The 222-nt window shown below is 58.1% G+C and carries 1 protein-coding gene; it reads left to right on the top strand.

What is annotated here, in order from left to right:
- A partial coding sequence (locus tag I6F35_RS39870) for a transposase (RefSeq protein ID WP_225122996.1) occupies nt 1-222 on the top strand: 222 nt, incomplete at both ends.

The raw sequence follows: 222 nt of genomic DNA on the forward strand, positions 1-222 counted from the left end.
ACCAACGATGCTGGTGCCATAAAGTGAGCAACGTACTCGACAAGGTCGCCAAATCCGTGCAGGGCCCCATGAAGAACGACGTGCGGAACATCTATCTGGCCCCACACCGGGCCGAAGCTGAAACCGCGATCGACGTCTTCGCCGAGAAGTACCACGTCAAATACGGACGTGCGGTGGAGTGCCTGATCAAGGATCGCCATGCGCTGCTCGCCTTCTTCGACT

The sequence above is a fragment of the Bradyrhizobium sp. BRP22 genome (assembly GCF_020194175.1).
Classification (GTDB): domain Bacteria; phylum Pseudomonadota; class Alphaproteobacteria; order Rhizobiales; family Xanthobacteraceae; genus Bradyrhizobium.